Here is a 16562-nt window from a genome sequence, read left to right as displayed (position 1 = left end):
CTGGTTGGGTTATGCCTAAGCCCGGAGAACTCACTTTCGTCGCGCCGCGCGGAGCCAAGAAGCCGCCGCGGCATCTCGCCGATCTCTCGCCCGCCGAGCGCAAGGACGCGGTGGCCGAGGTCGGGGAGAAGCCGTTTCGTGCCAAGCAGCTCTCGCAGCACTACTTCGCGCGGTACGCGCACGACCCCGAGCAGTGGACGGACATCCCGGCCGGCTCGCGGGACAAGCTGCGGGAGGCGCTGTTCCCCGAGCTGATGACCGTCGTGCGGCATCTGTCGACCGACGAGGGGACGACCCGCAAGACGCTGTGGAAGCTCTTCGACGGGACGCTCGTCGAGTCGGTGCTGATGCGCTACCCGGACCGGGTGACCATGTGCATCAGCTCGCAGGCCGGCTGCGGGATGAACTGCCCGTTCTGCGCGACCGGACAGGCGGGGCTCGACCGGAACCTGTCGACCGCCGAGATCGTCCATCAGATCGTCGACGGGATGCGGGCGCTCCGGGACGGCGAGGTGCCCGGCGGGCCCGCGCGGCTGTCCAACATCGTCTTCATGGGGATGGGGGAGCCGCTCGCCAACTACAAGCGGGTGGTCGGCGCCATCCGGGCGCTCACCGATCCGGCGCCGGACGGACTGGGGCTCTCGCAGCGCGGGATCACCGTCTCGACCGTCGGACTCGTCCCGGCCATCCACCGGTTCGCCGACGAGGGCTTCAAGTGCCGGCTCGCGATCTCGCTGCACGCCCCCGACGACGAACTGCGCGACACCCTCGTCCCCGTGAACACGCGGTGGAAGGTGCGCGAGGTCCTAGACGCCGGCTTCGAGTACGTCGAGAAGAGCGGGCGGCGGCTCAGCATCGAGTACGCGCTCATCCGCGACATCAACGACCAGGCCTGGCGGGGGGACCGGCTGGGGCGCCTGCTCAAGGGCAAGCCCGTGCACGTCAACCTCATCCCGCTGAACCCGACGCCGGGTTCGAAGTGGACCGCGTCGCGGCCGGAGGACGAGAAGGCGTTCGTCGAGGCGATCGAGGCGCACGGGGTACCGGTCACCGTCCGGGACACCCGGGGCCAGGAGATCGACGGCGCCTGTGGTCAGCTCGCGGCCACCGAGAGGTAACCGCCCTGGACACCGAGCGGTAGGATCTGGCCAACACATCTTCATAATCCGACAGGGGAGCGCCACAGCGCTGAGAGTGCGGCAACCGGGCCGCAGACCCTCTGAACCTCGCCCAGGTCATTCTGGGTAGGAAGTTCGGTCATCACTCAAGCTGTTGCGCCCTGCCCGCACACCGCGGGCAGGGCCGCGTCTCTTCCTGGTCAACTCCAGGAGGAATGAACCAGTGCACATCAGGCACACCAGAACCTTCGTGGCCGCGGCGGTCGGGCTCGGGCTCGTGACGCTGTCCGCGTGCTCGTCGTCGGACAGCGGGTCCGGCTCCGACTCCAAGACCGTCACCCTCGTCAGCCACGACTCGTGGGCCGTCTCCAAGAACGTGCTCCAGGACTTCGAGAAGCAGTCCGGCTACAAGGTCAGGGTCCTCAAGGACGGTGACGCCGGGCAGGCCGTCAACAAGGCGATCCTGACCAAGGACAACCCGCAGGGCGACGTCTTCTTCGGCGTCGACAACACCCTGCTCTCCAGGGCCCTCGACAACGGTCTCTTCCAGCCGTACGCGGCGAAGGGGCTCGACACGGTCGGTACGGCGTACCAACTCGACGCGGCCGAGCACCGGGTCACGCCCATCGACTACGGCGACATCTGCGTCAACTACGACAAGGCGTACTTCAGCAAGCACAAGCTGACCCCGCCGACGTCGTACGCCGACCTCGTCAAGCCCCAGTACAAGAACCTCCTCGTCACCGAGAACGCGTCCACCTCCTCGCCGGGGCTCGGCTTCCTGCTCGGGTCCGCGGCGCAGTACGGGGACAGCGGATGGCAGGGCTACTGGAAGCAGCTCAAGGCCAACGGCGTCAAGGTCGTCGACGGCTGGGAGCAGGCCTACAACGAGGAGTTCTCCGGCTCGGCCGGCGGGAAGAAGGCGGGCGGCGACCGGCCGCTCGTCGTGTCGTACGCCTCCTCGCCGCCCGCCGAGGTCATCTACGCCGATCCGAAGCCGAGCACCGCGCCCACCGGCGTCGCGACCGGCACCTGTTTCCGGCAGATCGAGTTCGCGGGACTGCTGAGCAACGCCGGGAACACCAAGGGCGGCAAGGCGCTCATCGACTTCCTGGTCTCCAGGGAGTTCCAGGAGGACATGCCGCTGAACATGTTCGTGTACCCGGTGGTGAAGGGCGCGAGCGTGCCCGCCGAGTTCACGAAGTACGGGCCCGCCGCCCAGGATCCCGAGACCATGGCGCCCGACAAGATCGCCGCCAACCGTGACCAGTGGGTCAAGACGTGGACGTCACTCGTACTGAAGTAGCCCCGCACAAGGGCCGTTCGGGGAGCGCGGCGCGGCTCGGGCTGATGCTCGTGCCCGTCGCGTTCTTCGGCGTCTTCTTCGCCTGGCCGGTCGCCGCGATCGTCAGCCGCGGCCTGAAGGTCGACGGGGTCTGGCGGCTCGGGCGGATCGCCGACGTCCTCGGCCAGTCCGACATCCGGCACGTGCTCTGGTTCACCACCTGGCAGGCGCTCGCCTCCACCGCGCTCACCCTGCTGGCCGCGCTGCCCGCCGCCCATGTCTTCGCCCGCCTCGACTTCCCGGGCAAGCAGGTGCTGCGGGCCGTGGTGACGGTTCCCTTCGTGCTGCCGACGGTCGTGGTGGGGACCGCCTTCCTCGCGCTCGTCGGGCGCGGCGGGCTGCTGGACGAGTGGTGGGGGGTACGGCTCGACACCACCGTCTGGGCGATCCTGCTGGCGCACGTCTTCTTCAACTACGCGGTCGTCGTACGGACCGTGGGCGGGCTCTGGGCCCAGCTGGACCCCCGGCAGGAGGAGGCCGCCCGGATGCTCGGCGCCTCCCCGCTGGGCGCCTGGCGGAAGGTCACGCTGCCCGCGCTCGCGCCCGCCGTGGCCGCCGCCGCGCTGATGGTGTTCCTGTTCACCTTCACCTCCTTCGGCGTGGTGCAGATCCTCGGCGGGCCCACCTTCTCCACCCTCGAAGTGGAGATCTACCGGCAGACCTCCGAGATCTTCGACCTCTCCACGGCCGCCGTCCTGACGATCGTGCAGTTCGTGGCGGTCGGCGCGATCCTCGCCGTGCACGCGTGGACGGTACGGCGGCGGGAGAGCGCCCTGCGACTGGTGGACCCGTCGGTGACGGCACGCCGGCCGCGCGGGGCCGGGCAGTGGGCGCTGCTCGCCGGGGTCCTGGCCACCATCGCCGTGCTGCTCGTGCTGCCGCTGGCCGTGCTGGTGCGGCGGTCGCTGGACGGGGGGTTCGGGTACTACCGGGCGCTGGGCGACGCGGACGGCGGGACCTTCCTGGTCGCGCCGATCGAGTCGGTGGTCAATTCCCTGGAGTACGCGGTCGCGGCCACCGCCATCGCGGTGGTGATCGGCGGACTCGCCGCCGCCGCACTGGCCCGGCGGGACGCGGGGCGGCTGGTGCGGGGGTTCGACGCGCTGCTGATGCTGCCGCTCGGGGTGTCCGCGGTGACCGTCGGCTTCGGCTTCCTGATCGCGCTCGACAAGCCGCCGCTGGATCTGCGTCAGTCCTGGATCCTGGTCCCGCTCGCCCAGGCGCTGGTCGGCGTCCCCTTCGTCGTACGGACCATGCTGCCCGTGCTGCGGGCCGTGGACGAGCGGCTGCGGGAGGCGGCGGCCGTGCTCGGGGCCGCGCCGTGGCGGGTGTGGCGGGAGGTCGACCTGCCGATGGTGCGCCGGGCGCTGCTGATCGCGGCGGGGTTCGGGTTCGCCGTGTCGCTGGGGGAGTTCGGCGCGACGGTGTTCATCGCGCGGCCGGACAACCCGACCCTGCCGGTCGCCGTGGCCCGGCTGCTGTCCCGCCCCGGTGATCTCAACTACGGCCAGGCGATGGCCCTTTCCACGATTCTGATGGTGGTGTGCGCGGTGGCGCTGCTGGTCCTGGAGCGGCTGCGGACCGACCGGACGGGGGAGTTCTGATGCTGCTGACTCTCGACGCGGCCACCGTGCGGTTCGGTGGTCGGGCCGTGCTGGACGCCGTCGATCTCGAAGTCGCCCAGCAGGAGGTGGTGTGCGTGCTCGGGCCGAGCGGAAGCGGCAAGTCGACGCTGCTGCGGGCGGTGGCCGGGCTGCAACCGCTGGGCTCCGGGCGGGTGCTGCTCGACGGGCACGACCAGGCTCGGGTGCCCGCGCATCGGCGGGGGGTCGGGCTGATGTTCCAGGACCACCAGCTGTTCCCGCAGCGGGACGTGGGCGGGAACGTGGCCTTCGGGCTCCGGATGCGCGGCGAAGGGAAAGCACAACAGGCCGAGCGGGTCGGTGAGTTGCTGGAGCTGGTGGGGCTTCCGGGTGCGGCCCGCCGGGCCGTCGCCGGGCTCTCCGGCGGGGAGCAGCAGCGGGTGGCGCTCGCCCGGGCGCTGGCGCCCCGGCCCCGGCTGCTGATGCTCGACGAACCCCTCGGGCAGCTCGACCGCTCGCTGCGGGAGCGGCTCGTGGTCGAACTCCGGGAGCTGTTCGGGCGGTTGGGCACCACCGTGCTCGCCGTGACGCACGACCAGGGCGAGGCGTTCGCGCTGGCCGACCGGGTGGTGGTGATGCGGGACGGGCGGATCGCCCAGTCCGGCACGCCCCTCGACGTCTGGCAGCGGCCCGCGGACGAGTTCGTGGCCCGCTTCCTCGGCTTCGACAACGTGGTCCCGGCGACCGTCGAGGGAACGGTCGCGGTGACGCCGTGGGGGAAGGTGCCGGTGCCCGAGGGCTCCGGGCAGGGGACGCGGACCCTGCTCGTACGGCCGGCCGGCGTACGGCTGGTCGCCGCCGACGCGGGGCTGCCCTGCACGGTGGCCGCGCGCACCTTCCAGGGCACCCATGTCACCGTCCACCTCCAGCCCCGGGACGGCGGCGGCCCCCGTCTGGCGGCGGCCTGCGCGCTGCGGGAGGCACCCGAGGCCGGGGACGCGGTGGGCGTCGAGTTCGACGCGGCGGAGACCGTCGTACTGGACTGACCGCGTGCGCGGGTACGGCCGAGGCCCGTCCCCCGGGGATACGGGGACGGGCCTCGACGATGTACGAGTGTGAGGTGCGTCAGTTGGCGCTGTGCGCGCCACGACGGCGCATGCCGAACCAGACCGCGCCACCGCCGACCGCCACGAGCGCGGCGGCGATACCGGCGATCAGGCCGGTGTTGGAGTTGGCACCGGTCTCGGCGAGGTTCGACTCACCGACGGCCGGGGACGGGGCGTTGTCCGACGTGGACGCCGGGGCGGTGCTGCTGCTGTCCGTGGCCGACGGGGTCGGGGAGTCCGACTCGGCCGGGGTGGACTCGGACTCCGACGGCGACGGGGTGGCCGACTCCGACGGGGAGGGGCTGGCGCTGTCGTCGGACTTGCACGCCGTCGACGGGGTCGTCAGGTTCGGCGTGATGTCCGTGTCGATCTGGGTCTTGCCACTGTCGACCTTGACGTGGACGCGATACGTCGCGTCGGGCGCCCAGTCCTCGGAGAAGGTGACCTGCGTACCCTTCGCGGAGCCCTTGACGGTCTGCTCGTCGCCGACCTGCTTGGCGTCGGCGCCGTTGGTCTCCAGGAAGACAGTGATGGTGGCCGGCGTACCAGTGGCGTCCTGATCGGTCACCGTGATGACACCGTTGGAGCCGTCGCAGGTGGCTTCGGCGGAGAACTCTTTGATGTTGCACGCGAGAGCGCTGCTGGAGAAGCTCAGAACCAGCGCGGCCGACGCGGAGGCAACACCCAGGATGCGCACGGAACGACGCGCGCTGCGGCGGGATATGGACACGTTTGTCCTTACTGAGTGCATAACTGCGGGGGGTAGTGGGGGGAGTTGACGCAACGGTGAGGTGAGGCATCAGCATCCCCGGGAGGCTCACAGGTCTATAAGCGCTCCATAAGTAGTGTCAATGCATATGCGGTCCACGTGCGTTGACTTTGCCCGCTTATTAATCACCGAGGCGTTTCAGTGCCTGTGAAGCTTGCTCGATCCGGTCAACGAGGGCGATACGGGACGCCATCGCGCGCTCCCCGGCGAGCGAGGTCAGCAGCTGCCAGGCCGGCAGCTTCTCGCTCCAGTGCGCCTCGTTCACGAGCACCATCGGGGTCGGCTCGCCCCGTGACTCGTAGTAGTTGGGCGTCGCGTTGTCGAAGATCTCCTGTACGGTCCCGGCGGCACCCGGCAGGAACACCACACCGGCGTTGGAACGGGCCAGCAGGCCGTCCTCGCGGGTGGCGTTGGCGAAGTACTTCGCGATGTGCGCGGCGAAGGCGTTCGGCGGCTCGTGGCCGTAGAACCAGGTGGGGATGCCGACCGACGGGCCGCCGTCCGGCCAGCGCTCGCGGACCTCGAAGGCGGCGCGCGCCCAGTCGGTGACCGACGGCCGGAACGACGGCGCCTTGGCGAGGAGTTCCAGGGCCTCGTCGAGCATCACGTCGTCGAAGGGCGCCGCGTACGCGCCGAGGTTCGCCGCCTCCATCGCGCCCGGCCCGCCGCCGGTCGCCACCGTGAAGCCGGCCCGCGCCAGCTCCCGGCCGAGCCGGGCGGCACCGGCGTACTCTGCTGTGCCGCGGGCCATCGCGTGCCCGCCCATCACGCCCACCACCCGGGCGCCGACGAGGAGTTCGTCCAGGGCGTCGGAGACCGCGTCGTCGTGGATCGAGCGCAGCATCGAGCCGAATATGTCGCCGTCCGCCCTGGTCTGCTCGAACCAGGCGTACGAACGGGCGTCCGGGGTCGCCTCGTAGCCCGCGTCGAGCGACTCGAACAGCTCGCCGGGCGTGTAGACGAAGGCGCGGTAGGGGTCGAAGGGGAGGTCCGGGACCGGCGGGAACACCAGGGCGCCGGACGCGCCGACCCGGGCGGCGGCCTCGGCGGACATCGGGCAGCCGAGGAAGACGGCACCGGTGGTGTCGGTGGCCAGCAGGGCGTCCGTACGGTCCGTCAGATCGACGGCCTGGAGCCGGTACCGGGCAAGCGTCCCGTGCGCGGCGACGACCTCGTCGAACTCGGCGAGGGACTCGATCTCACGGTCACGGGCGGCGCGGTGCGGCTGCGCGGGCCGGGACTGGGCGGGATGCGGCGGGGCGGGGCGCTGGGCGGGTGTCGGAGGCACCCGCCCACTCTAGGCGTCAGCCCTGGACCGCCGCCGGGTCCATCCACACGATCTCCCAGGAGTGGCCGTCGAGGTCCTCGAAGGAACGGCCGTACATGAAACCCTGGTCCTGGATGTCGTCGTTCGCCGTGCCGCCGGCCGAGACCGCCTTCGCCACCAGCTCGTCGACCTTCTCGCGGCTCTCCGCGCTCAGGCAGAGCAGTACCTCGCTGGTCTTCGTCGAGTCGGCGATCTCCTTCTTCGTGAAGTCGGCGTAGCGCTGCTTGCTGAGCAGCATCGCGATGATCGTGTCGCTGATCACGACACAGGAGCAGTCGTCGCCGCTGAACCGGGGGTTGATCGAATAGCCCAGCTCCGTGAAGAACTTCCGGGACGCGGCGACGTCGTCGGTGGCCAGGTTCACGAAGATCATCTGCTGGTACATGTGGGGTCTCTCCCTCGGGTGTCGTGCCGTTCGCGGGGATAGACCGGGGGACCCGGCGAAAGTCATCGCCGGGTCCGGACCCGTTCGGGTCCGGATCTGTTCGTACGGCCTTTCAGCGTGCGAGCGGGAGTGCGGCGAGCTCGGCGATCAGGAGGGTGAGGGGGCCGAAGAAGGTGAGCAGGGCGCCGGCGCGCAGGGCCGCCGCGCCGCGCAGCACGGTCGCCGGGGCGCCCAGGCGGACCAGGGCCGCGGTGGTGTCGGCACGGGACTCGCGGGCCTCCACGGCGGCGGTGAGGAGGGTGGCGACCGTGCAGCCGGTCACCAGCAGGCCGCCGAGAGTCGTGAGGGGGCCGAAGGCGGGGGCGCCGCCGTCGTCGCCGGAGAGGGCGGTGGCCGCGAAGGCCGCCGACGCCACCGCGCAGACCACGCCGAGGGGGCGGCCGAGGCGGGTGGCCTCCGTCATCAGAACGCGGCCGGCGAGGAGGCGGCGGGCGCCGGGGCGGACGGACTGGAGGAGGCGGCCGCAGAGGTGGGTGAGGCCGGGGGCGGCGAGGATCAGGCCGAGGGCGGTGAGGGACCAGCCGGCGAGGACGCCGACGGGGCCTACGGCGAGGCCGCCGGGGAGGGCGGTGCGGGGGGTGGTCTCGGTGAGGCCGGCGTAGGACTCCACGGCGAGGCCTGCGGCGAGGACGGCGACGCCCCAGGGGAGGTCGGGTGCCGGGGTGCCGTGTGCTGGGGCCGGGGTGGGCGGGGTGTCGCTTGGCGGCGCTTGGAGGGTGCCGTCTGCGGAGGCTGGGGCGGGCGGGGTGTCGCTTGCCGGCGCTGGCAGGGTGCCTCCCCCAGAGGGGGGACCCCCAGCGCCCACCCGTGCCGCCCCAGCGGCACGACTGCCCGCGGGCTGAACGGGTTGAACGGGGGGCTCGGTGTCGTCTGCGGGCTGGGTGTGGGGAGCAGGGCCGCGGAAGAAGCGGGCGCCGAAGCGGCCGTAGGTGCCGAAGGATTCGGGCTTCGCTGTTCTGCTGTAGGCGCCGAAGCGGCCGTAGATGCGGGACCGGGTGGCGGGGTGGGGCAGGTCGCGGGGGCGGAGGGTCAGTGCGACCGTCGCGGAGGCGAGGAGCGGGGGGATGGTCAGGAGGGTCAGGGCCGCGGGGACGGGCAGGGACCTGTTCGCCGCCAGGAAGTCCTTCGCCGCGCCGTCGAACGGCATGCCCGTGAGGTCGCCGCGCAGGTGGAGGAAGACCAGGAGGGCCAGCAGGGAGCCCAGGGTGCAGGCGAGGGCCGTGTTGAGGGCGGCGATCGCCATCAGGCGGGCCGGGCCCAGGCCGATGGCCGACAGTCCGGTGCGCGGCCTGGCGCCGGGGTCGGTGCGGGCCACCGCGACCGCGAGGTACACCGTGGTGGCGAGCGGGATCGCGCACCAGGACAGGCGCAGGAGCGCCGCCGTGGAGTGGCTCGGGTGGGTCAGCGCGTAGCCGAGGGCGGAGAGGAGGAGGAAGCCCGTGCCCGCCGCCGCGGCGGCCACCAGGAGGCGGCGCAGGTGGACGGCCGGGCGGGCGGCGCGGGTCAGACGGAGAGCGAGCACTCGGCCCGGCCTTCCGCTTCGGGGACCGGCGGGAGGTGGACCGTGTGCACCCGGCGGCCGTCGAGGAGCGTGACCTTGCGGTCGGCGAGGGCCGCCGTCTCCGCGTCGTGCGTGGCGAGGACCACCGTGATGCCGTGCGAGCGGGCCGCCGTGGTGAGCGTGCGCAGCACGTGGGCGCGGTCGGCGCGGTGCAGCGGTGCCGTCGGCTCGTCCGCGAAGAGGACCGTGGGCGCGGGGGCGAGGGCGCGGGCGATGGAGACGCGCTGGCGTTCGGCCTGCTGGAGCTCGGCCGGGTGCTTGCGGGCCTTGTCACCGACGTCGAGGCGCTCCAGCCACTCCAGCGCGGCCACCTTGGCCCGGCGCCTGCTGGTGCCGCGCAGCATCAGGGGCAGCGCGGTGTTCTCCCAGACGTTCAGCTCGGGGACGAGCGTCGGGGCCGGGTCGATCCAGCCGAAGCGGTCGCGCCGCAGCCGTTCACGGGCGAACGGGCCCATCCGGTGCACGGCCTTGCTGTTGAACCAGACCTCGCCGCCCTGCGCCGGGACCAGGCCGGCCAGGCATCTCAGCAGCGTCGTCTTGCCGCTGCCGCGCGGACCGCTCACGGCGAGGATCTCGCCCTCCCGCACACCGAGCGAGATGCCCGTGATCCCGGGTGAGCCGTCCTGGTGGCGGAAGTGCAGGGAGCGTGCCCACAGCACGTCGTTGTCCGGCGGGGCCTCCATGGGCGTACACCTCGGTTCTGATCCGTTTTGCCGTGCCTTCCCACGTCCGGGGGAACGAAGGCTGGGCCGATCGGTCACGTGCACGCTAGGCAGGTCGGGGGCGGAGCCCGGACAGCACACGGCCCCGGGCCGTCGTTCTCACTCGAACGGACGGCGCCGGGGCCGGGGCTGAATCAGACCGCTGGGCTGATGATCAGAGCTTCGTCCACGCCTCCGAGAGGGTGGCGCGCAGGATCTGCTCGATCTCGTCGAAGGTCTCCTGGTTGGAGATCAGCGGCGGGGCGAGCTGGACGACCGGGTCGCCGCGGTCGTCGGCACGGCAGTACAGGCCGTTCTCGAACAGGGCCTTGGAGAGGTAGCCGTACAGGACGCGCTCGGTCTCCTCGTCGTTGAAGGACTCCTTCGTGGCCTTGTCCTTGACGAGCTCGATGCCGTAGAAGAAGCCGTTGCCGCGGACGTCGCCGACGATCGGCAGGTCGTGCAGCTTCTGCAGGGTGGAGAGAAAGGCGCCCTCGTTGTCCAGGACGTGCTGGTTGAGGTTCTCCCGCTCGAACAGGTCGAGGTTGGCGAGGCCGACCGCCGCGGAGACCGGGTGGCCGCCGAAGGTGTAGCCGTGCAGGAAGGTGTTGTCGCCCTTGTAGAACGGCTCGGCGAGCTTGTCGGAGATGATGCAGGCGCCGATCGGGGAGTAGCCCGAGGTCATGCCCTTGGCGCAGGTGATCATGTCCGGGACGTAGCCGAACTTGTCGCAGGCGAACATCGTGCCCAGGCGGCCGAAGGCGCAGATGACCTCGTCGGAGACGAGCAGCACGTCGTACTGGTCGCAGATCTCGCGGACCCGCTGGAAGTAGCCGGGCGGGGGCGGGAAGCAGCCGCCCGCGTTCTGGACCGGCTCCAGGAAGACCGCGGCGACGGTGTCGGGGCCCTCGAAGAGGATCTGCTGCTCGATCTGGTCGGCGGCCCAGCGGCCGAAGGCCTCCGGGTCGTCGCCGAAGATCGGGGCGCGGTAGATGTTGGTGTTCGGCACCTTGTGCGCGCCGGGGACCAGCGGCTCGAAGGGGGCCTTGAGGCCCGGCAGGCCGGTGATGGACAGGGCGCCCTGCGGGGTGCCGTGGTAGGCGACCGCGCGGGAGATGACCTTGTACTTGGTGGGCTTGCCGACCAGCTTGAAGTACTGCTTGGCGAGCTTCCAGGCGGTCTCGACGGCCTCGCCGCCGCCGGTGGTGAAGAAGACCTTGTTCAGGTCGCCCGGGGCGTGGTCGGCGAGGCGCTCGGCCAGCTCGACGGCCTTCGGGTGGGCGTACGACCACACCGGGAAGAACGCCAGCTCCTGGGCCTGCTTGAAGGCGGTCTCGGCGAGCTCCGTGCGGCCGTGACCGGCCTGGACCACGAACAGACCGGCGAGACCGTCGAGGTAGCGCTTGCCCTTGTCGTCGTAGATGTAGGTGCCCTCGCCCCGGACGATGGTCGGGACGGGGGAGTTCTCGTACGAGGACATGCGGGTGAAGTGCATCCACAGGTGGTCGTACGCGGTGCGGCTGAGGTCCTTCTGGGTCACGGTTATCGGGTTCCCCACATGTAGGTCTGCTTCTTCAGCTTCAGATAGACGAAGCTTTCGGTGGAGCGCACGCCGGGCAGCGCCCGGATGCGTTTGTTGATGACGTCCAGCAGGTGGTCGTCGTCCTCGCAGACGATCTCCGCGAGGATGTCGAACGAGCCCGCGGTCATCACCACGTACTCGACTTCCGACATGGCCGTCAGTGCGTCGGCTATCGACTCGACATCACCCTCGACGTTGACGCCGACCATCGCCTGCCGGCGGAAGCCCACGGTGAGCGGGTCCGTGACGGCGACGATCTGCATCACGCCCTGGTCCAGCAGCTTCTGGACGCGCTGGCGCACGGCCGCCTCGGACAGGCCCACGGCCTTGCCGATCGCGGCGTACGGACGGCGGCCGTCCTCCTGGAGCTGCTGGATGATGGCGAGGGAAACGGCGTCCAACTGGGGGGTGCCGTTCCTGGACTCGCGGGACGAGTCCCTCTGGTCTGCGCTTCGACTGGCCACGACCTCACTGTGCACGACGTCTCGACGGTTCCGCAAGGCCGCATCGATGAAATTCGTTGTTTGAGGTGTCGTGGATTGCGGATTTCGCAGACGTGGCGGCCGTGGGGGTGTTGAAAACGTGGGATCTCGGATTACTGTGGGTGTCTCAGTGAATGGACACCCGAACTTGGAGGGCCGGCAGTGAGCACCGAGCTGCGTCGTCTGCGCAATTACATCGACGGTGAGTTCCGGGACGCCGCCGACGGGCGGACCACCGAGGTGGTCAACCCCGCGACCGGCGAGGCGTACGCGACGGCCCCGCTGTCCGGGGCGGCGGACGTCGACGCCGCGATGGCGGCCGCGGCCGCGGCCTTCCCGGGCTGGCGCGACACCACGCCCGCCGAGCGGCAGAAGGCCCTGCTGAAGATCGCGGACGCGTTCGAGGAGCGGGCCGAGGAACTCATCGCGGCGGAGGTGGAGAACACCGGCAAGCCGACCGGGCTCACCCGCTCCGAGGAGATCCCGCCGATGGTCGACCAGATCCGGTTCTTCGCGGGCGCGGCCCGGATGCTGGAGGGCCGGTCGGCCGGCGAGTACATGGAGGGGATGACCTCCATCATCCGCCGCGAGCCGGTCGGCGTCTGCGCGCAGGTCGCGCCGTGGAACTACCCGATGATGATGGCCGTGTGGAAGTTCGCCCCGGCGATCGCCGCGGGCAACACGGTGGTCCTGAAGCCGTCGGACACCACCCCGGCGTCGACCGTCCTGATCGCGGACATCGTCGGCGGGATCCTGCCGAAGGGCGTCTTCAACGTCGTCACCGGCGACCGCGAGACCGGTCGGCAGATGGTCGAGCACCCGACCCCGGCGATGGCCTCCATCACCGGTTCCGTGCGGGCCGGCATCTCGGTCGCCGAGTCGGCGGCCAAGGACGTCAAGCGGGTCCACCTGGAGCTGGGCGGCAAGGCGCCGGTCGTCGTCTTCGAGGACACGGACATCGCCAAGGCCGTCGAGGACATCTCCGTCGCGGGCTTCTTCAACGCCGGGCAGGACTGTACGGCGGCGACGCGGGTGCTGGTGCAGGAGTCGATCCACGACGAGTTCGTCGCGGCGCTCGCCAAGGCCGCCGCCGAGACGAAGACGGGCCAGCCGGACGACGAGGACGTGCTGTACGGGCCGCTGAACAACCCGAACCAGCTCAAGCAGGTCGCCGGCTTCATCGAGCGGCTGCCCGCCCACGCCAAGGTCGAGACCGGCGGGCAGCGGGTCGGTGACAAGGGGTACTTCTACGCGCCGACCGTCGTCTCCGGCCTCAAGCAGGACGACGAGATCATCCAGAACGAGGTCTTCGGACCGGTCATCACCGTCCAGTCCTTCACGGACGAGGACCAGGCCGTGGAGTGGGCCAACGGCGTCGAGTACGCCCTCGCGTCCTCGGTGTGGACCAAGGACCACGGGCGCGCCATGCGGATGTCCAAGCGGCTGGACTTCGGCTGCGTGTGGATCAACACGCACATTCCGCTGGTCGCGGAGATGCCGCACGGCGGGTTCAAGAAGTCCGGGTACGGCAAGGACCTGTCGGCGTACGGGTTCGACGACTACACGCGGATCAAGCACGTGATGACGTCGCTGGAGGGCTGAGTTCGGCCGCGGGTGCGTGGGGGGCTGGTCGCGCCCACGCGGCGGAAGCCGCAAATCGCGATGCAGCCCCGCGCCCCTTTCGGGGCGTTGCTCCTTGCCGGGGTCGCGAAGTAACACCGTGTTGACCTAGGTCATCGACAAGGTGTCCGGTCCGTGTCAAGCGGCTCGACGCAGCGTCGATTGCCCGGCAACCGGCGGGCGCGACATCCTTCAGGTGTGCCCCAGATCTCTGCTCAGACGCCCGCGCTCTCCCGTCGCTCCCTGCTGCGCGCGCTCGGCGGCACCGCCGCGCTCGGCGCGCTGGCCGGCTGCGGGGTGCCCGCCGCCTACGTCAAGGCCGGCGACCGCGCCGTCACCGACGCGTCCGCCACGGACCACAGGCTGGTCTTCGCGAACTGGCCGCTCTACATCGACGTGGACGACGACAACCCGAACAAGCGGCCCACCCTCGACGCCTTCGAGAAGCGCACCGGGATCTCCGTCGACTACATCGAGGAGATCAACGACAACGACGAGTTCTTCGGCAAGATCAGCCCCGCGCTGATGAACCACCAGTCCACCGGCCGGGACCTGATCGTCATCAGCGACTGGATGTGCGCGCGGTTCGTCCGTCTGGGCTGGGTCCAGAAGATGGACCGCGCCCAGCAGCCGAACGTGGCGAAGTACCTGGACCCGCTGCTCCGCTCGCCCGCCTTCGACCCGGGCCGCCTCTACACCGTGCCGTGGCAGTCGGGCATCACCGGCATCGCGTACAACCGCAGGAAGCTCGGCCGCGAGATCCGGCACGTCAAGGACCTGTGGGCGAGCGACCTCAAGGGCCGGGTGACCCTGCTCTCCGGCCTCGACGAGGCGTTCGCGCTGCTCATGCAGGGCAACGGCGTGGACATCACCAAGTGGACGGCCGACGACTTCCACAACGTCTGCGACGGGGTGCAGCAGCAGGTGGACCGGGACCAGATCCGCCGCTTCACCGGCAACGACTACACCAAGGACCTGGTCAGCGGGGATGTCCTGGCCTGCCAGGCCTACTCCGGCGACGTCATCCAGCTCCAGGCCGACAACCCCGACATCCGCTTCCTCGTCCCCGAGGAGGGCGCGGAACTCTGGTCGGACTCCCTGATGATCCCGGACCGGGCCGACCACAAGGCCAACGCCGAACGCCTCGTCGACTACTACTACGACCCCCAGGTGGCCGCCGAACTGGCCGCCTGGGTCAACTACGTCTGCCCCGTCCCGGCCGCCCAGCAGGTCCTCGCCGACTCCAAGGACAAGGACACCGCCGCCCTCGCCGACAACCCCCTGATCTTCCCGAACACGGCCATGCGCAAGCGCCTCGCCATCGCCCGCGACATCACGTCGACGGAACGCGTCGAGTTCGCCAAGCGGTGGAACCAGATCGTGGGGCTGTAGAGGGCGGACAGTCGGCTTGTGACGAGGATTGCTGGTTGGCACAAAAGAGGGATAGGTGGCACTGGAGGGAGTGTGCCCGGGCTCACTCGGAACGGGGCAGGACGTTGCGGCGTACCGCTCAGGCCGCGAGGAACCGGAGCTGCTCGACGACTTCACCGTCCTCCCGCAGGGTGAAGGTGGCCGAACGCCTGCCCACCTCGCTGCCTCGGACGACGACACTCCAGCCGGGCCGTACGTCGACCGACACCTGCAGCAGGTGGTTGTCAGGGCTGGTGATCGTGATGAACGGGTCTTCGTCGGCGTACGGGTCCGGCTCACCCTCGGTCAGCGCTCGACCGAACCAGTACTCCTCGACCATCTTCCCCCCGCGGTGGTGGTGGACGGCTGCCGTGGACGTGGCGTCGGGGCCGAAGCCGACCTGGTGGACGACGGACGCGGTCCATTCCCCTTCGGCTACCGGCGGGGTGTGCTGCCGGATCAGCATGTCGGGGAATTCCTTGATCACGCTCTGCATGTCGGCGATGTGCTTCTCGACGCCGGTGGTCGCCACTCCCATCATTTCCACGTAGACATCCGGCGAGTGGTAGTGCTCGTGCACGTCCCACTTGCGGTTGTTCCAGCCGGCGAAGTCCACCAGGAAGAACTGGATGCAGTTGTCCCGCTCCAGTTCGTATCCGTCGCCCTGAGGCCGCTGGTCCACCGATTCCATTACCTTCTCACCCTCACTCGGAACAGCTTCGCCCGTCGGATTCAGACGGTCTTGACGGTGCCGCCGTCGATGATGTGGTCGGCGCCGGTGATGTTTCCGGCCGCGTCGGACAGCAGGAACGCGATCAGGGCTGCCACTTCCTCGGGCTCGGCCATGCGGCCGGTCGTGACGTTCTGTGCCTTCGGCAGCTGACCGACGAACTCGGCAAGGCTCATGCCGGACGCGGCGGCCAACTCGCTGAGCGTGCCGTCGGGGTCCTGGTAGATGGAGGTGTTGACCAGCCCGGGGGAGATGGTGTTCACCCGTACACCCTGGGGACCGAACTCCTCGGACAGCGCCTTGCCGATCGCGGTGACCGCCGCCTTGGCCGAGCTGATGGCGGGCGGGAAGCCTCCGGACATCAGGGCCATGATGGACGAGACGTTGACGATCGCTCCCCGGCGCTCGATCAGGCTGGGCAGGGCCGCCCGGGTGGCACGGACGGTGCTGAGCACGTTCATGTCGAACGCGCTGGTCCACTCGGACTCGGCGACATCGAGGAAGCCGACGGTCGCCCCGTCCCCGCCGCCCACGTTGTTCACCAGCAGATCGATGCCGCCGAGCTCGGCCACCGCGCCGTCGATGAGAGCGGAGACCCCTTCCGCGGTGCCCAGGTCGGCTGCCACCGCGTGCGCACCGGTCTCCTTCAGCTCGGGCGTGACGGTACGGGCGGCGCCCACGACACGGACGCCCTCGCCGATCAGGGTCCGGACGGTGGCCAGTCCGATGCCCCGGCTGGCGCCGGTGACGACGGCGGTCTTGTTGGTCAGGTTGAGGTTCATG

15 protein-coding genes and 1 riboswitch are annotated in these 16562 nt (G+C 70.4%); of the genes, 6 read left to right on the top strand and 9 right to left on the bottom strand.

Annotated elements, in window-relative coordinates:
* Positions 1-11 precede the first annotated feature (11 nt).
* From rlmN to ABZ887_RS17250, 4 genes are all read left to right on the top strand, one after another.
* Positions 12-1118, top strand: coding sequence for a 23S rRNA (adenine(2503)-C(2))-methyltransferase RlmN (gene rlmN, locus ABZ887_RS17265; protein ID WP_361289566.1), 1107 nt, complete (start codon positions 12-14; stop codon positions 1116-1118).
* Positions 1119-1161: 43 nt separating this feature from the next.
* Positions 1162-1269: riboswitch (TPP riboswitch) on the top strand.
* Positions 1270-1347: 78 nt separating this feature from the next.
* Positions 1348-2424 (top strand): thiamine ABC transporter substrate-binding protein, encoded by a 1077-nt coding sequence (locus ABZ887_RS17260; RefSeq protein ID WP_361289857.1) that lies wholly within the window; start codon positions 1348-1350, stop codon positions 2422-2424.
* Between the two features lie 44 nt (positions 2425-2468).
* A complete protein-coding gene (locus tag ABZ887_RS17255; RefSeq protein ID WP_361289854.1) occupies positions 2469-4067 on the top strand; it encodes an iron ABC transporter permease in 1599 nt (532 codons plus the stop codon).
* Positions 4067-5092, top strand: a complete 1026-nt coding sequence (locus tag ABZ887_RS17250) for an ABC transporter ATP-binding protein (RefSeq protein ID WP_361289563.1) — start codon at positions 4067-4069, stop codon at positions 5090-5092. The genes ABZ887_RS17255 and ABZ887_RS17250 overlap by 1 nt, the downstream gene beginning before the upstream one ends.
* 79 nt (positions 5093-5171) lie before the next feature.
* Here ABZ887_RS17250 and ABZ887_RS17245 read toward each other — a convergent pair whose 3' ends face one another.
* The 7 genes from ABZ887_RS17245 to ABZ887_RS17215 all read right to left on the bottom strand — a co-directional run bounded on the left by ABZ887_RS17245 (position 5172) and on the right by ABZ887_RS17215 (position 12016).
* Entirely contained in the window at positions 5172-5903 is a 732-nt protein-coding gene (locus ABZ887_RS17245; RefSeq protein WP_361289560.1) for an LAETG motif-containing sortase-dependent surface protein, read from the bottom strand.
* 139 nt (positions 5904-6042) lie between these two features.
* On the bottom strand, positions 6043-7209 hold the full coding sequence (locus ABZ887_RS17240) for an LOG family protein (RefSeq protein WP_361289558.1): 1167 nt from the start codon (positions 7207-7209) through the stop codon (positions 6043-6045).
* A gap of 16 nt (positions 7210-7225) precedes the next feature.
* Entirely contained in the window at positions 7226-7633 is a 408-nt protein-coding gene (locus tag ABZ887_RS17235) for a VOC family protein (protein ID WP_361289555.1), read from the bottom strand.
* 112 nt (positions 7634-7745) lie between these two features.
* Positions 7746-9215, bottom strand: coding sequence for a hypothetical protein (locus ABZ887_RS17230; protein WP_361289552.1), 1470 nt, complete (start codon positions 9213-9215; stop codon positions 7746-7748).
* Entirely contained in the window at positions 9197-9937 is a 741-nt protein-coding gene (locus ABZ887_RS17225; protein WP_361289549.1) for an ATP-binding cassette domain-containing protein, read from the bottom strand. Before ABZ887_RS17225 ends, ABZ887_RS17230 begins: the two co-directional genes overlap by 19 nt.
* Positions 9938-10130: 193 nt before the next feature.
* Entirely contained in the window at positions 10131-11513 is a 1383-nt protein-coding gene (locus ABZ887_RS17220; protein WP_361289546.1) for an aspartate aminotransferase family protein, read from the bottom strand.
* Entirely contained in the window at positions 11498-12016 is a 519-nt protein-coding gene (locus ABZ887_RS17215) for an Lrp/AsnC family transcriptional regulator (RefSeq protein ID WP_089098474.1), read from the bottom strand. Before ABZ887_RS17215 ends, ABZ887_RS17220 begins: the two co-directional genes overlap by 16 nt.
* 165 nt (positions 12017-12181) lie before the next feature.
* Here ABZ887_RS17215 and ABZ887_RS17210 point away from each other — a divergent pair, with 165 nt between their 5' ends.
* Both ABZ887_RS17210 and ABZ887_RS17205 read left to right on the top strand, forming a co-directional pair.
* Positions 12182-13621 (top strand): gamma-aminobutyraldehyde dehydrogenase, encoded by a 1440-nt coding sequence (locus ABZ887_RS17210; protein WP_361289543.1) that lies wholly within the window; start codon positions 12182-12184, stop codon positions 13619-13621.
* Positions 13622-13837: 216 nt separating this feature from the next.
* Positions 13838-15031, top strand: coding sequence for an extracellular solute-binding protein (locus tag ABZ887_RS17205; protein ID WP_361289540.1), 1194 nt, complete (start codon positions 13838-13840; stop codon positions 15029-15031).
* A gap of 118 nt (positions 15032-15149) precedes the next feature.
* On the opposite strand, the gene ABZ887_RS17200 is transcribed toward ABZ887_RS17205, so the two are convergent.
* Positions 15150-15731: a hypothetical protein gene (locus tag ABZ887_RS17200; protein WP_361289537.1), complete on the bottom strand. Its 582-nt coding sequence runs from the start codon at positions 15729-15731 to the stop codon at positions 15150-15152.
* Between the two features lie 50 nt (positions 15732-15781).
* Positions 15782-16561: an SDR family oxidoreductase gene (locus ABZ887_RS17195; protein WP_361289850.1), complete on the bottom strand. Its 780-nt coding sequence runs from the start codon at positions 16559-16561 to the stop codon at positions 15782-15784.
* Between the last annotated feature and the right edge of the window lies 1 nt (position 16562).

Origin of the sequence: Streptomyces sp. NPDC047061, from assembly GCF_040643955.1 — a bacterium.
Taxonomy (GTDB): domain Bacteria; phylum Actinomycetota; class Actinomycetes; order Streptomycetales; family Streptomycetaceae; genus Streptomyces.
Note: the sequence above shows the minus strand (reverse complement) of the source record. Positions and strands in the feature narration are given on the sequence as shown.

Bases quoted from the DNA above. Each gene is read 5' to 3' on its own strand.
- rlmN (WP_361289566.1), top strand. From the start codon at position 12: ATGCCTAAGCCCGGAGAACTCACTTTCGTCGCGCCGCGCGGAGCCAAG.
- ABZ887_RS17255 (WP_361289854.1), top strand. From the start codon at position 2,469: ATGCTCGTGCCCGTCGCGTTCTTCGGCGTCTTCTTCGCCTGGCCGGTC.
- ABZ887_RS17250 (WP_361289563.1), top strand. From the start codon at position 4,067: ATGCTGCTGACTCTCGACGCGGCCACCGTGCGGTTCGGTGGTCGGGCC.
- ABZ887_RS17245 (WP_361289560.1), bottom strand. From the start codon at position 5,903: ATGCACTCAGTAAGGACAAACGTGTCCATATCCCGCCGCAGCGCGCGT.
- ABZ887_RS17235 (WP_361289555.1), bottom strand. From the start codon at position 7,633: ATGTACCAGCAGATGATCTTCGTGAACCTGGCCACCGACGACGTCGCC.
- ABZ887_RS17225 (WP_361289549.1), bottom strand. From the start codon at position 9,937: ATGGAGGCCCCGCCGGACAACGACGTGCTGTGGGCACGCTCCCTGCAC.
- ABZ887_RS17195 (WP_361289850.1), bottom strand. From the start codon at position 16,561: ATGAACCTCAACCTGACCAACAAGACCGCCGTCGTCACCGGCGCCAGC.